Raw genomic sequence first — 13,210 nt, 5'->3', positions numbered from 1 at the left:
GGAAACAGTCCAATGAACGATATGAGAGTACTGGAGAGAGACGTGGACGCCAACGCCACTAAAATCGCCGCCCGCGGCGTTCAGGTCTACTATGGAGACACCCACGCAATCAAAGATGTTAATGTCGACATCCAGGACAAGACCGTGACCGCCTTCATCGGGCCGTCTGGCTGTGGCAAATCCACCTTCCTGCGCTGCCTCAACCGGATGAATGACACAATCGACGTCTGCCGCGTGCAGGGCGATATTCATATCGATGGTGAAGACATCTACGACAAGCGCGTGGACCCGGTGCAGCTGCGTGCCAAGGTGGGTATGGTGTTCCAGAAACCGAACCCCTTCCCCAAGTCGATCTACGACAATGTGGCCTACGGCCCCAAGATCCATGGTCTGGCCAAGAACAAGGCGGACCTCGATGATATCGTGGAGCGTGCGCTGCGCCGTGGCGCGATCTGGGACGAGGTCAAGGACCGTCTGCAAGCACCGGGCACCGGCCTCTCTGGCGGGCAACAGCAACGCCTGTGCATCGCGCGTGCCGTCGCGACCGAGCCGGAAGTGCTTTTGATGGATGAGCCCTGTTCCGCGCTGGACCCGATTGCCACAGCGCAAGTTGAAGAACTGATTGACGAACTGCGGCAGAACTACTCGGTGGTGATCGTGACCCACTCCATGCAACAGGCCGCGCGGGTCAGCCAGAAAACCGCCTTCTTCCACCTTGGGAATCTCGTGGAGTATGGCGAGACAGGCACGATTTTCACCAACCCCGAAGACCCGCGCACGGAAAGCTACATCACAGGTCGGATTGGATAAAAATATGCAAGACCAACACATTGCCTCCGCCTTCGACCGCGACTTGGAGGCGATCCAGGCTCAGATCATGAAGATGGGCGGTCTGGTCGAGGCGGCCATTCGCGACGGCGCACAATCGCTGGACACCCGCGATGAAGAGCTGGCTGAGCAGGTCCGCAGACAGGACCGCACAATTGATGACCTCGAAGAGATGATCAACGAGGAAGCGGCCCGCGTCATCGCCCTGCGGGCCCCCACCGCGCGCGATTTGCGCCTGATCCTGAGTGTGATCAAGATCAGCGCCAATCTGGAACGGATCGGCGACTATGCCAAGAACATGGCCAAGCGCACTGGCGTTCTGTCGCAGATGGCGCCGGTCGATGACAGCAGTGCCGCGCTGCGCCGCATGTCGCGTGAAGTGGAGCGGATGCTGAAAGATGCGCTGGACGCCTATATCCAGCGGGATGCGGAATGGGCCCTCGAAGTCATCCACCGCGATCACGAGGTGGATCAGATGTACAACGCGCTGTTCCGCGAATTCCTGACCTTCATGATGGAAGATCCGCGCAACATCACCGCCTGCATGCATTTGCATTTCATCGCGAAGAACATCGAACGTATGGGCGACCATGTTACGTCGATTGCCGAGCAGGTGGTCTATCTGGTCACCGGTGAGCACCCGGAAGACGCGCGCCCGAAAGCCGATAAAACATCGTTGGTAGCAGAAGGATCGTAACAATGTCCGCCGATCAACCCCGGGTTCTGGTGGTCGAGGATGAACCCGCACAGCGCGAGGTTCTGGCCTATAATCTCGAAGCCGAAGGCTTTGCCGTCAGCCGCGCCGAAAACGGTGAGGAAGCGCTGATGCTGGTAGAGGAAACGGCACCGGATGTGATTGTGCTCGACTGGATGATGCCGAACCTCTCGGGCATCGAGGTGTGCCGCAGGCTCAAGATCAAATCCGAGACGCGGACCATTCCGATCATCATGCTCTCGGCCCGGTCCGAAGAGGTCGATCGCGTGCGGGGCCTTGAAACCGGCGCGGATGACTATGTGATCAAACCCTATTCCGTCATCGAGCTGATGGCTCGGGTGCGCAGCCAGCTGCGCCGCGTGCGTCCGGCGGCTGCGGGCGAGCGGCTGGAATATGAGGATATCATCCTCGATGCCATCACGCACCGTGTGAATCGGGGTGATGCGGAGTTGAAGCTGGGGCCGACCGAGTTTCGATTGCTATCCACCTTCATGGAAAAACCGGGACGGGTCTTCTCGCGCGAACAATTGCTGGACCGGGTCTGGGGCCGGGATATCTATGTCGATACCCGCACCGTGGACGTGCACATTGGTCGCCTGCGCAAAGCGCTGACCCGACATGGCGGTACGGACCCGCTGCGCACCGTGCGCGGCGCAGGCTACGCTCTAGGGTAGGGGCCTCAGACCGGTCGCAGGCCCAACATCTGACGCGCCTGACTTGGGGTCGCCACCGGGCGGGCGTATTTCTCGCAAAGCGCGGCGGCACGGCGGATGAGTGCTGCATTGGACGGCGCCAGTGTTTGCCGATCCAGGCGCACATTGTCTTCCAGGCCCGCCCGCGTATGGCCACCTGCGGCAATGGCCCATTCATTCACCTTGATCTGTGCAGGACCAATGCCTGCAGCACACCAAAGCGCATCCGGCGCGCGGCTCTTCATGATCTCTACATAGAAGTCAAACACCTGCTTGTCGGCGGGCATAGCGTTTTTCACGCCCATGACGAATTGCACGTAAAGCTTTCCGTAAAGCGTGCCCGCCTCATGCAGTCGGATTGCGTGCAGTATGTGTGACAGATCAAAGGCCTCAATCTCAGGCGTGACCTCATGGGTGCGCATTTCGCGCGCGAGCCACTGCACCAGATCAGGCGGGTTTTCATAAACACGCGTCGGGAAGTTGTTGGAGCCTACCGAGAGAGACGCCATATCGGGGCGCAAGGGCAGCATGCCTCCGCGCTCCCGGCCCGCGCCCGATCGGCCCCCGGTCGAGAACTGGATGATCATGCCGGGGCAGTGCTTTTCCAACCCTTCCTTCAGCTGTGCGAATTTCTCCGGGTCGGAGGAGGGCGTCTCGTCGGGATTGCGCACATGGGCGTGGCAAATCGCGGCCCCGGCTTCAAAGGCTTCATGTGTGCTTTCCAACTGTTCGGCAACAGAAATTGGCACCGCCGGGTTCGCGGCTTTTGTCGGCACGCTGCCGGTGATCGCGACACAGAGGATACAAGGGTCAGACATCAAAAAACACCGTTTCTTTCGGGCCTTGCAGGTAAATATTAAAGTTATAGGTTGCGTCTGGTCCCGGCTCGGCAATCAGCGTGTGCAGCCGACCTGTCGGCTGGACGCGCGCCAGAACAGGATCATGCGCCTGCATATCGTAATCTTCCGGAAAATACATCCGCGTATGCAGGCCTATGTTGATCCCGCGCGCGATGATCCAGACCGTGATATGCGGTACCATGACCGTGCCATCGGGGCAGGGCACAGCGCCGGGCTTGATGGTCTCGAACCGCCAGCGCCCAGTCTCTGCATCTGCCGCAGCCCGACCCCAGCCGGAAAACGCCGCTGATCGGGTGGTATAGCGCCCCTGCTCATCGGCCTGCCAGATTTCCACCACAGCATCGGTCAATGGCGCGCCATCTCCGTCAAAAATCACGCCTTCAATGGCAATGCGCTGGCCCGGGGTCTCGGCCTGCAGCATCTGCGCCCCGAGATCTTCGGCAAAGACACCCGTGATGCCGCAGGCATTTGGCATGCAGCCGATATGCACATAAGGCCCGGCCGTTTGAGAGGCCGTCTCATGCAGATCGTCGCTCATATCCCCTCCGGTCTGTTCTCGAAATAGCTGGCACGCCGGCCGCGCAGCACAATGTCAAAGCGGTAGGCGCGCGCATCCATCGGAACGGTGGCCTCCATATCCGGCTGCGCAATCAGCCGTGCGATTGCATCTTGATCCGGCACTGCGTTCACAATCGGACAGCGTGCGATAAGCGGATCGCCCTCAAAATACATCTGCGTGACAAGACGCTGCGCAAAGCACTGACCAAAAACAGAAAAATGAATGTGCGCCGGGCGCCAGTCGTTGCCGCCATTGGGCCAGGGGTAGGGCGCGGGCATGATCGTTCGGAACATGTAGGCCCCGTTCTGATCCGTGATAACGCGGCCACAGCCGCCGAAATCCGGATCCAGCGGCGCGAGATACCCGTCTCTCTTATGACGATATCGCCCGCTTGCATTGGCTTGCCAGACCTCGATCAACGCGCCAGGCACGCCACGGCCGGTTTGATCCAAAAGACGGCCATGCACGATGAGACGCGCGCCCATAGCTGTCTGTCCCGGTCGCGCGTGGTTCACGATCAGATCATGATCCAGAGGCCCCAGACTGTCCCGGGTAAACACCGGGCCGATGTTCTCTGTGGGCGTCGCAGGCATAGAAATGCGCGCATGCTCCGGTGACCTCATGCTGCTGGAGCGATACGCCGGCGCCCGTGCAGCGGGCTGACGTGTCCAGTCGCGTGGCATGATCGGTCCGCCGTTCAAACTTCGTCCATCTCCTGGAAGGTCTGCTTGGCGAGCTTCAACGCGTGGTTGGCACGCGGCACTCCAGCATAGATCGCCACGTGCTGAAAGACCTCGATCACGTCGCTCTTGCTCGCACCGGTATTCGCCGTTGCGCGAATGTGCATCGGGATTTCGTCGAAATTCCCCGTGGCCGCCAGCAACGCCAATGTCAGCATGGAGCGCTCGCGATAGCTGATGCCGGGCGACGCCCAGACCGTTCCCCAGGCGCTTTCGGTGATCAGGCGTTGGAATGGCTCATCGAGATCTGTCTGCGATTGCAACGCCTTATCGACGTGTTCGGATCCCAACACCTCTCTGCGCACCCGGTGTCCATCTTCGTACCGATCCACCATAGAAATCCCGTTGCGTTGCTACTTCGGCTGATTGAGGTTAACCGGACAGGCCCAAATGATAAAGGTCATTGGCATACCTGGTTCAATTCATATTTTTACATAATACTGATTATGCGCCTTTTTCATGTATGCGGACACATTCTAAACTGGGTTGCGACAAATCCCCCATCTTGCTGGAAAGCAAGGAGAATGGAATTGGCCCATACAGAGCTAGATCTGCGTGAGAGACGCGCAATTGAAGATATGTTGCACGCCAAGGTGCCCGTCAGAGAGATGGCGCGTTTCTTGAAGCGGCACAAATCGACGATCTCTCGCGAGATCAAACGCAATTTCTTGGCGGATGATGCCTTCCCAAAGAAGTATGCGGGCTACTTCGATCATGCCGCTCAATTGCGGACTGATAAGCGTCGGTCTGTGCAGCACAAACTGATCCGGCATTCAGAACTCCGCAAGACTGTTGTGGCGAAGATCAAACAAAGCCCCCTCTCGGCAGATTTTGCTGTACAAAATCGCCTGCCGGTCAATGGGACACCCGAGCAGATCGGCAACCGCATAATCTATGAAGGCGCAAAACTGCGCGTCTGTCAGGAGACCATATACCGCTACATCTATTCAAAGGAAGGTATGGATCAGGAGCTGTGGCGGTATCTGCCCGGTAGAAAACACGAACCGGCGCGCGCGAAGATGGCTGCCGAAGACGCGAGACATCACGGCATTCACGGATCATGATGTGTAGATGATCAGCGACCGCCTCAACGCGACGTCCCGGAAGTGTCTCGGATGGAAGACACCCGTTGGAGTGTTTCGAGAAAAGATGATGGAGGAGATGAGCCAAGGCCCCTACCCTCGGAAAGAGTAGGAGTCGCGGTTCAAGTATCGCTCACATCTTACCTCCTGAGATGAGCACCGAGCGCTGCGAGTTGATGAAGTGCTTGTATATCAGGAATCCTCAAAAGAGCAGGTCAATCCGTGTATGCGTTATCGACATCGCCTCCTGCTCTGCGGTGTATAGGGCGAATTTACCCTTGCAGCGATCACCCGGAACCTCCGCAAACTGGCGCAGATCTGTCCTGCACCGCAGCAAACGCGAAAAGCCCGATCAGAAAGGCGCTCGCACCCTGTTCAACACGCCACTTTCTGCACCCGCAAGGCGTTATTTTTCCAAAGAATCGGCTCGAAGCGGACTTCCGACCCCACTGAGAAGGCCCACTCCGAAGGCGGTGCGTTCTCAAAGCACCTGAAGACGTTTGAACAGGCTCGACGTGTCCCAGCGCCCGCCGCCCATTTTCTGCACATCTTTGTAAAACTGATCGACCAGCGCCGTGACCGGCAGGCTGGCGCCCGTCTCATCCGCCGTCTTCAGACAGATGCCCAGGTCCTTGCGCATCCAGTCTGTGGCAAAACCGTGGTCGAAGTGATCGTCGAGCATGGTCTCGTAGCGGTTGTTCATCTGCCAGCTGCCCGCCGCACCCTGGCTGATCACTTCGACAACGGCGTGCCCATCCAGGCCCGCTTTGTCGGCAAAGTGCAACGCTTCGCTGAGGCCCTGAACAAGCCCGGCAATGGCGATCTGGTTGCACATCTTGGTCATCTGACCGGCACCGCTCTCACCGATGCGACGGCAGATCTTGGCGTAGACGTCCATCACTGGCAGCGCGCGCTCGTAGGCGCCTTCGTCGCCACCACACATGATCGACAGGGCGGCGTTCTCGGCGCCTGCCTGCCCGCCTGAGATCGGCGCATCGACAAAGCTCACCTGTTTTTCATTGGCTGCGACATAAAGCGCACGCGTGACCGCCGCCGACACCGTGGTGTGATCGACAAAGACCGCGCCCGACGTCATGCCTGCAAAAGCGCCATCCGGCCCAAGACAGACTGAGCGCAGGTCATCGTCATTGCCCACACAGGCCATCACGAAATCCGCCCCCGCAGCTGCCTCGCGCGGGGTGGTGGCCATGGCCCCGCCATATGTGCTGACCCAATCCTCCGCCTTGGTGGCGGTGCGGTTGTACACGGTCACCTCATGGCCAGCCTTCTGCAAATGCCCCGCCATGGGTCCACCCATGACCCCCAGTCCCAAAAATGCCAGCTTGGCCATATGTTTGTCCTTCCCGTTTTCCGTGTTGCTTTACGTCGCTCTCCTACCTAACAGTCAGGGCGCACGGGTCAACAAATCGGAACGAGAAGGCGAGACACGGATGGCTGTGGTCTTCAAATGGTTGATGCGCCTGGCGGCCACCTGCGTGGTATTGGTCGTGCTGGGCGTCTGCATGGTGTACTATCTGGCGTCCCGCTCGCTGCCTGACTACGACAAGACGCTGGAGGTGCCATACCTCACCGCCGAGGTCGAGATCGTGCGCGACAATGCCAATGTGCCGCATATCTTTGGGCAGAGCGATCAGGATGTATTCTATGCGCTGGGGTATGCTCATGCGCAGGACCGGCTGTGGCAGATGACGATGCTGCGCCGCACGGCCCAAGGCCGCCTGTCGGAGGTCTTCGGCACGGCCACGGTCGAGATCGACACGCTGATGCGGCGGCTGGATCTTTATACACGCGCCGTCGCCTCGGTGGATGCGCAAGACGCGCGGACGATGCAGATGCTGCGGGCCTATGCCACCGGCGTGAATGCGCGGCTCGATGAGATCAACACCAGTGCCCTGGGGCGCGGCGCGCCCGAGATGTTTCTGTTCAACGCGCCCGTCTCCGCCTGGCGCCCGGCGGATTCGCTGGCCATCATCAAGCTGATGGGGCTGCAACTGGCCGCACATCTGGACGAAGAGGTGCTGCGCGCGCGGATGTCGCTGGCGCTGTCTGATCCAAAGCGGCTGGCTGATATCCTGCCGGATGCGCCGGGCGGCGGTGTCGCGGCCCTGCCCGAATATGCGCAGATCGTGCCGGGTGTGACCCGCTTTGCCGAAAACACCATGCTGCCGCAGCACCCGCTCTCGCCCTTCAAACGCCGCATCTTTGCGGGCGCGTCAAACGCTTGGGCGGCGGCACCGTCGCGCTCTGCCTCTGGTGGCACGCTGCTGGCCAATGATCCGCATCTGGAGTTCACCGCACCGGCGATCTGGTATCTGGCGCGGTTGGAGCTGGAAAGCGGCGGGGTGATCGGGGCGACCATCCCCGGCATGCCGCTGGTACTCAGCGGGCGCAGTGAGGCGCTCGGCTGGGGGATCACCTCGGCCTATATGGACGATCAGGATGTCCATATCGAGCAGCTGAACCCCGACAATCCCGAGGAATACCGCACGCCCGACGGCTTCAAGCGGTTCGAGACGCGCGGGTCGATCATCACAATCAAGGATGAGGCCCCGATCACCATCACCCTGCGCTGGACGGACAACGGGCCGGTTCTGCCGGGCACGCATTACAACCTTGGCAGCATCACACCGCCTGGTCATGTGGCCTCGCTGGGCTGGACGGTGCTGAGCCGGAACGACACCTCGATGAGCGCTGCGATGCAGCTGATGCAGGCCATCTCCGTGCGTGAGGCGATCAGGGTTGCTGAAGGGTTTCTGGCGCCGGCCATGAACCTGATGCTGGTGGATCGAAGTGAAATCGGCATGAAAATGATCGGCGCCATGCCCCGGAGGGATGCCGGCCACCAGAGCCAGGGCCGCCTGCCCAGCCCCGGGTGGATTGCCGCCAACCGCTGGCAAGGGCGCCTGCCCTATGCCTCCAACCCCGAATTCATCGCACCCAACGGCGGGATCATCGGCAACACGAACAACAAGGTCGTTGACCGCCCCTTCCCCAATCACGTGTCGTTTGACTGGGGCGACACGCAGCGCATCCAGCGCTGGCAACGGCTGATGCAGGCGCGTGAGGTGCACACCCGCGACAGTTTCATCGAAGCGCAACTGGACACGGTCAGTTTCACCGCACGCGCGCTGCTGCCGTTGATTGGTGCGGAACTGTGGTTCACCGGCGAGGCCGCGCCCGAAGGCACGCCGCTGCGTCAGCGGCAGCGTGCCTTGACGCTGCTCGCAGGCTGGTCCGGTGAGATGAACGAACACATGCCGGAGCCGCTGATCTACGCGGCCTGGCTGCAACGGTTGCAGCAGCGCATGATCCAGGATGAACTGGGCCCGCTGGCCGCCGAGATGACCCATGTGGAGCCGCTCTTTATCGAGCGGGCCTTTCGCGACATCGACGGCGCTTCGGTCTGGTGCGACGTGATCCAATCCGCCCCGGTGGAGACCTGTGCCGACATGGCGCGGCTGGCGCTGGACGATGCGCTGATCATGATTGAGGAGACTTGGGGCCCGGCGCTGGAGACCCTGCGCTGGGGCGATGCACATCAGGCGACGCATGACCACGCGGTGCTGGGCGAAGCGCCGCTGCTGCGCTACTTTGTAAACATCCGTCAATCGACAAACGGCGGCGACAACACCTTGCAGCGTGGGCTGACCAAGGGCACCGGGCCGGACCCGTTCCACAACACCCATGGGGCGGCCTATCGTGGGGTCTATGATTTTGCCGATCCTGACAGTTCGGTGTTTATCACCTCGACCGGGCAATCCGGCCATCTTCTGTCGCGTCACTACGACGATCTGGCACAGCTCTGGCGGCGCGGCGAGTACATTCCAATGTCGCTCGATGAGGGTCTGGCGCGCGCGGCCTCGGTTGGGGTGACAGTGCTGCGGCCGCGCCGCTGACCCGATGGCGCAGGTGGTTTTGTTTCACAAACCCTTTGGCGTGCTGTCGCAGTTCACCGACAAGGGCACTGAGGGCTCGCCACGCCCGACGCTGTCGCAGTTTATCGAGGTGCCGGGCGTCTACGCGGCGGGACGGCTCGACAAGGACAGCGAAGGGCTGCTGGTTCTGACCGATGACGGGCGACTGCAAGCGCGCATTGCCAATCCCAAGTACAAACTGGCCAAGACCTATCTGGTGCAGGTGGAGGGCGCGCCGGATGCGACGGCGCTGGATCGGTTGCGCCGGGGGGTGACGTTGAAGGACGGGCCAACCAAACCGGCGGAAGTGACGGCGATTGACGCGCCCGCGCCACTCTGGCCGCGCGACCCGCCGGTGCGATTTCGCAAGACGGTCCCGGACGCCTGGCTGCGCATCACAATCCGCGAGGGGCGCAATCGGCAGGTGCGGCGCATGACGGCGCATGTGGGGCTACCCTGTCTGCGGCTCGTTCGGGTGCAGGTGGGGCATTGGGCGCTGAATGATCTGGCCCCCGGCGCCTGGCGGTTTGCAACAGAGGGTGGCCCATAGGCCCACCCCACCTACTGATTGCGCGGGGGTCACAACCGTTCGAACTGCGCCTCTTGTTGCACAGTCCAGCGCACGGTCAGGTCAAACCCGCTGTCGGTCTGCTGCTCTGTCTCGACCAGATCCTGGTCGAAGAGCCAGGCGCGTTTGCGCCCCTCTGCAAAGTCAAGATGCAGCTGTGCTTCACGCTTGGCGCCTTGCAGCTGCGTCGTGATGGCGGCTAGCAGCGCATCGGTGCCCGCGCCTTTTAGCGCCGAGATGGCAAAGACCTGATCGTCACGGTCAGCACGCACCTGCACCGCATCGCGGGCCTCCGCGTCCAGCAAATCGAGTTTGTTCCAGACCTCGAAACTGGGACGATCCTCTTCGACGCCCAGCGACGTCATGATCTCGCGCACATCCTGCGCCTGCTCTTCCGTCTCGGGGTGCGAGATGTCGCGCACATGGCAGATCACATCCGCGGCCAGCACCTCTTCGAGCGTGGCGCGGAAAGCGGCGACCAGTTCGGTGGGCAGATCGGAGATGAAGCCCACCGTGTCGGAGAGAATGACCTCGGGCCCATCGGGCAGCTCGACGCGGCGCATCGTGGGGTCGAGCGTGGCAAAGAGCATGTCCTTGGCCATCACCTCCGCTCCGGTCAGATGATTGAACAGCGTGGATTTGCCTGCGTTGGTGTACCCCACCAGCGCGACAATCGGATAAGGCACTTTGGCGCGGGCGGCGCGGTGCAGCGCGCGGGTTTTCACAACCTTGTCGAGCTGGCGCCGCAGGCGCACAAGCTGTTCGTCGATAGCGCGGCGGTCCGCCTCGATCTGGGTTTCACCCGGACCACCCACAAAGCCCAGACCACCGCGCTGTCGTTCCAGGTGAGTCCAGGCGCGCACCAGCCGCGTGCGCTGGTAGCTGAGCGCGGCCATCTCGACCTGCAGCACGCCTTCACGAGTGGCGGCGCGGTCGCTGAAGATCTCCAGAATGAGGCCTGTACGGTCCAGCACCTTGACGCCCCAGGCTTTCTCAAGATTGCGCTGTTGCACCGGGCTGACGGGGCCGTCGATCAGCACAAGTTCGATCTCTTTGTCTTCCAGCGCGTCATGAAGCTCATCGATCTTGCCTGACCCAAAGAGCATGCCCGCACGCACGGTCTTCAGCGGTACGACTTCACCGCCGACAACCTCAAGTTCGGGCAAGGCGCGCGCAAGCGAAATCGCCTCGGCCAATCCATGATCGGCCAGGCGGCGGTTCGGATCAGACTTGATATCGGGATGCAACACCCAAGCGCGGGTCACCCGGCTTGCATCGTCATTCTCGACTTGAAACGTCGCTTTGCTCAAGAAGCGTCTTCGCCCTCATAGAGACTGATCGGCTGGCTCGGCATAATGGTGGAAATCGCATGCTTGTAGACAAGCTGGGACTGCCCGTCCCGACGCAAAAGCACGCAGAAATTGTCGAACCATGTGATGACGCCTTGCAGCTTCACCCCGTTGATCAGGAAGATTGTCACAGGAACTTTTGTCTTGCGAACATGATTCAGGAACGCGTCCTGAAGGTTCTGTCTGTCCGACGCCATTTTAGCACTCGCCTTTTTTCTTGCCGGAGCCCGCAGACCGAGCCCGCCCCTCGTCGGACAATTATGAAGGGAGCGCCCGTGAGATTCCAGCCCAAAAAACAGTCCGTTACGGACCTAAAAATCCGGACCTGTCAGGCGCGCCATAAATCCGGTGTCAAAAGCGCGATAATCGCCAATGTCTCAAGACGGCCCAGCACCATGGCTGCGCAAAAAACCGCCTTTGCCGCAGGGCTCAGCAGCGCCAGATCAATCGGGGTGTCGGCGGCCAGCGTGATCAGGGGGCCGGTTGTTGAGAGGCCCGCAATGCTCAGCACCAGAGCATCTTCAAAAGACACCCCAAGCAGCGCCAGCAGGATCGTGAGCGCCGCCAGCGTGAGCGCGAAGAGCATGAAGAAAATCCAGGCGATGAAGGCCCCATTGCGCTGCAGGCGGCGGGCATCGGTGGCCGCCCCGCTGACCGACGAGGGATGCACCAGCCGCTCCATCTCTCGCAACCCGTTGAGATAGAGTGCGAAGACGCGCAACAGCTTCACCCCGCCCGCCGTCGTCGCCACACCGCCACCGATCAGGGCCAGCCCCATGAGAATCAGCCCTGGCGTGTCCAGCCCCGACCAGTTTTGCGTCTGCGCCCAGTATTCGCTGGCAAAGCCCGTGGTCGTCAGGAAAGACATCACCGTAAAGAGCGAGCCCCAGAAAGCATGGCCCGCCTGCGTCAGATCATCTTCGGCGGCCACATCGAAGGCCCCCCACCAGTGACGTAGAAACAGGATCAGCGGCACACCAAGGATCAGCACCAGCCCGATGCGAAACTCCGGATCGGTGCTCAGACCACCTTGGGTCGCCGTGATGGTGTCAGAGGAGAACGTCAGTCGCGACAGTGCAAAGACCATGAAAAGCATCATCAGGGCTTCACCGGTCAGCCCCGAACTGCTGGCCTCGACCCCCCCCACGGGTGAGATGCCGGAGGTGGCCATCACCGCCATCGCGTGGCAGAGGGCCACCAAAGACCGGTCTCCGCTGATGATCAGCAGCACCCATAAGAGCAGCGTCAAACCTATGTAGATCGGCAGCAGCGCTGTCGAGACGCGCAGCAAGCGCTCACGCGGCTCGGCTCGGCCAATCAGGCTCGACAAGGATTCGCGCTGCCCGGGCTCAGCCTGAGCGGTGACTTCGAACCCTCCCAGGTTCAGCGGCGCAAGGATCGCCGAGGCCGCAATCCACATCAGCGCGCCCCCCATCCAACCGACCTGAGCGCGCCACAAATGCAGGGTGGTGTCGAGCCGATCGGGGATCTGAAACAGCGTGGCCCCGGTGGTGGTGATCGCACTCACCATCTCCATATAGGCGTTGATGAACGTGGTGGTGCCAAGCCCTTCGTAGAAGGGAATGGCGAGAAAGATGGGCAGCACCACAAAGGCCGCAAAAAGCGACATCAGCGTGCCCAGAGCCCCGTGTTTCGGGCGGCGCCCGGCCAGGGCAATGGCGATCATGGTAAACAGGGTCAGACCTAGGATGCCGCTGTAGAAAAACATGCGCGCGCTGTCGAGATTGCGCACCACACCGCCATGCAGCGCAGGCACCAGCATCGACACCGAGGCCAGCCCGAACAGCAGCAGAAACAGCGGCAGGTCGAGCAACTGCTCCCAAGCCGTCCGGCGGCGGACGATCTGTTGCTGGCGCGCCAT

Annotated in this window: 13 protein-coding genes and 2 pseudogenes; 7 read left to right on the top strand and 8 right to left on the bottom strand. The window is 61.2% G+C overall.

The annotated features are described in order from the left end of the window. Window positions 1-12 precede the first annotated feature (12 nt). Genes pstB through phoB form a run of 3 tightly spaced genes read left to right on the top strand, consistent with a single transcriptional unit; the run spans window position 13 to window position 2,217 of the window. The gene (pstB, locus tag So717_RS09810; protein WP_159976675.1) at window positions 13-810 is read left to right on the top strand and encodes a phosphate ABC transporter ATP-binding protein PstB; all 798 of its coding nucleotides are present in this window, start codon (window positions 13-15) and stop codon (window positions 808-810) included. Between the two features lie 4 nt (window positions 811-814). Further along, complete coding sequence (gene phoU / locus So717_RS09805) at window positions 815-1,525, top strand: phosphate signaling complex protein PhoU (protein ID WP_159976673.1); 711 nt, start codon at window positions 815-817, stop codon at window positions 1,523-1,525. A 2-nt stretch (window positions 1,526-1,527) separates the two neighbouring features. Then, complete coding sequence (phoB, locus tag So717_RS09800; RefSeq protein ID WP_159976671.1) at window positions 1,528-2,217, top strand: phosphate regulon transcriptional regulator PhoB; 690 nt, start codon at window positions 1,528-1,530, stop codon at window positions 2,215-2,217. A 5-nt stretch (window positions 2,218-2,222) separates the two neighbouring features. Here phoB and So717_RS09795 read toward each other — a convergent pair whose 3' ends face one another. From So717_RS09795 to pcaC, 4 genes are read right to left on the bottom strand one after another with little or no spacing between them, the layout of a single operon-like run. Next, complete coding sequence (locus tag So717_RS09795; protein WP_159976669.1) at window positions 2,223-3,053, bottom strand: 3-oxoadipate:acetyl-CoA acetyltransferase; 831 nt, start codon at window positions 3,051-3,053, stop codon at window positions 2,223-2,225. Further along, window positions 3,046-3,633, bottom strand: a complete 588-nt coding sequence (gene pcaG, locus So717_RS09790) for a protocatechuate 3,4-dioxygenase subunit alpha (RefSeq protein ID WP_159976667.1) — start codon at window positions 3,631-3,633, stop codon at window positions 3,046-3,048. The genes So717_RS09795 and pcaG overlap by 8 nt, the downstream gene beginning before the upstream one ends. Continuing rightward, window positions 3,630-4,337 carry a protocatechuate 3,4-dioxygenase subunit beta gene (gene pcaH / locus So717_RS09785; protein WP_159976665.1) on the bottom strand — a complete coding sequence of 236 codons (708 nt, stop codon included), beginning with the start codon at window positions 4,335-4,337 and terminating at the stop codon, window positions 3,630-3,632. The genes pcaG and pcaH overlap by 4 nt, the downstream gene beginning before the upstream one ends. 14 nt (window positions 4,338-4,351) lie before the next feature. Further along, the gene (gene pcaC / locus So717_RS09780) at window positions 4,352-4,729 is read right to left on the bottom strand and encodes a 4-carboxymuconolactone decarboxylase (RefSeq protein ID WP_159976663.1); all 378 of its coding nucleotides are present in this window, start codon (window positions 4,727-4,729) and stop codon (window positions 4,352-4,354) included. A gap of 111 nt (window positions 4,730-4,840) precedes the next feature. Between pcaC and So717_RS09775 the strand changes: the two genes are divergently transcribed. Together So717_RS09775 and So717_RS22745 are read left to right on the top strand one after the other, a co-directional pair. Then, window positions 4,841-5,458, top strand: a complete 618-nt coding sequence (locus tag So717_RS09775) for a helix-turn-helix domain-containing protein (protein ID WP_438810654.1) — start codon at window positions 4,841-4,843, stop codon at window positions 5,456-5,458. After that, a pseudogene (locus tag So717_RS22745) lies at window positions 5,385-5,588 on the top strand (IS30 family transposase); the annotation flags it as partial. The gene So717_RS09775 and the pseudogene So717_RS22745, both read left to right, overlap by 74 nt. Window positions 5,589-5,957: 369 nt before the next feature. Here the strand turns inward: So717_RS22745 and So717_RS09770 are convergent. Continuing rightward, window positions 5,958-6,839: pseudogene (locus So717_RS09770) on the bottom strand (NAD(P)-dependent oxidoreductase); the annotation flags it as partial. Between the two features lie 88 nt (window positions 6,840-6,927). Between So717_RS09770 and So717_RS09765 the strand changes: the two are divergent. Together So717_RS09765 and So717_RS09760 are read left to right on the top strand one after the other, a co-directional pair. After that, window positions 6,928-9,393: a penicillin acylase family protein gene (locus So717_RS09765; RefSeq protein WP_159976660.1), complete on the top strand. Its 2,466-nt coding sequence runs from the start codon at window positions 6,928-6,930 to the stop codon at window positions 9,391-9,393. Between the two features lie 4 nt (window positions 9,394-9,397). Beyond that, entirely contained in the window at window positions 9,398-9,961 is a 564-nt protein-coding gene (locus tag So717_RS09760) for a pseudouridine synthase (protein WP_159976658.1), read from the top strand. Between the two features lie 29 nt (window positions 9,962-9,990). On the opposite strand, the gene hflX is transcribed toward So717_RS09760, so the two are convergent. The 3 genes from hflX to So717_RS09745 form a co-directional block, all read right to left on the bottom strand. Next, window positions 9,991-11,289, bottom strand: coding sequence for a GTPase HflX (gene hflX / locus So717_RS09755; RefSeq protein WP_238840780.1), 1,299 nt, complete (start codon window positions 11,287-11,289; stop codon window positions 9,991-9,993). Then, window positions 11,286-11,525 carry an RNA chaperone Hfq gene (gene hfq, locus So717_RS09750; protein ID WP_007119530.1) on the bottom strand — a complete coding sequence of 80 codons (240 nt, stop codon included), beginning with the start codon at window positions 11,523-11,525 and terminating at the stop codon, window positions 11,286-11,288. Before hfq ends, hflX begins: the two co-directional genes overlap by 4 nt. Before the next feature lie 131 nt (window positions 11,526-11,656). Further along, a complete protein-coding gene (locus So717_RS09745) occupies window positions 11,657-13,210 on the bottom strand; it encodes a TrkH family potassium uptake protein (RefSeq protein WP_159976656.1) in 1,554 nt (517 codons plus the stop codon).

This window comes from Roseobacter cerasinus, from assembly GCF_009811755.1.
In the GTDB taxonomy this organism is placed as follows: Bacteria; Pseudomonadota; Alphaproteobacteria; order Rhodobacterales; family Rhodobacteraceae; genus Roseobacter; species Roseobacter cerasinus.
This window is presented reverse-complemented; position numbering and strand designations above follow the sequence as displayed.

Excerpts from the sequence above, each read along its gene's own strand:
- pstB (WP_159976675.1), top strand. The coding sequence starts at position 13 with ATGAACGATATGAGAGTACTGGAGAGAGACGTGGACGCCAACGCCACT.
- phoU (WP_159976673.1), top strand. The coding sequence starts at position 815 with ATGCAAGACCAACACATTGCCTCCGCCTTCGACCGCGACTTGGAGGCG.
- phoB (WP_159976671.1), top strand. The coding sequence starts at position 1,528 with ATGTCCGCCGATCAACCCCGGGTTCTGGTGGTCGAGGATGAACCCGCA.
- So717_RS09795 (WP_159976669.1), bottom strand. The coding sequence starts at position 3,053 with ATGTCTGACCCTTGTATCCTCTGTGTCGCGATCACCGGCAGCGTGCCG.
- pcaG (WP_159976667.1), bottom strand. The coding sequence starts at position 3,633 with ATGAGCGACGATCTGCATGAGACGGCCTCTCAAACGGCCGGGCCTTAT.
- pcaH (WP_159976665.1), bottom strand. The coding sequence starts at position 4,337 with ATGCCACGCGACTGGACACGTCAGCCCGCTGCACGGGCGCCGGCGTAT.
- pcaC (WP_159976663.1), bottom strand. The coding sequence starts at position 4,729 with ATGGTGGATCGGTACGAAGATGGACACCGGGTGCGCAGAGAGGTGTTG.
- So717_RS09775 (WP_438810654.1), top strand. The coding sequence starts at position 4,841 with ATGCGCCTTTTTCATGTATGCGGACACATTCTAAACTGGGTTGCGACA.
- So717_RS09765 (WP_159976660.1), top strand. The coding sequence starts at position 6,928 with ATGGCTGTGGTCTTCAAATGGTTGATGCGCCTGGCGGCCACCTGCGTG.
- So717_RS09760 (WP_159976658.1), top strand. The coding sequence starts at position 9,398 with ATGGCGCAGGTGGTTTTGTTTCACAAACCCTTTGGCGTGCTGTCGCAG.
- hfq (WP_007119530.1), bottom strand. The coding sequence starts at position 11,525 with ATGGCGTCGGACAGACAGAACCTTCAGGACGCGTTCCTGAATCATGTT.
- So717_RS09745 (WP_159976656.1), bottom strand. The coding sequence starts at position 13,210 with ATGGCGCGCCAGCAACAGATCGTCCGCCGCCGGACGGCTTGGGAGCAG.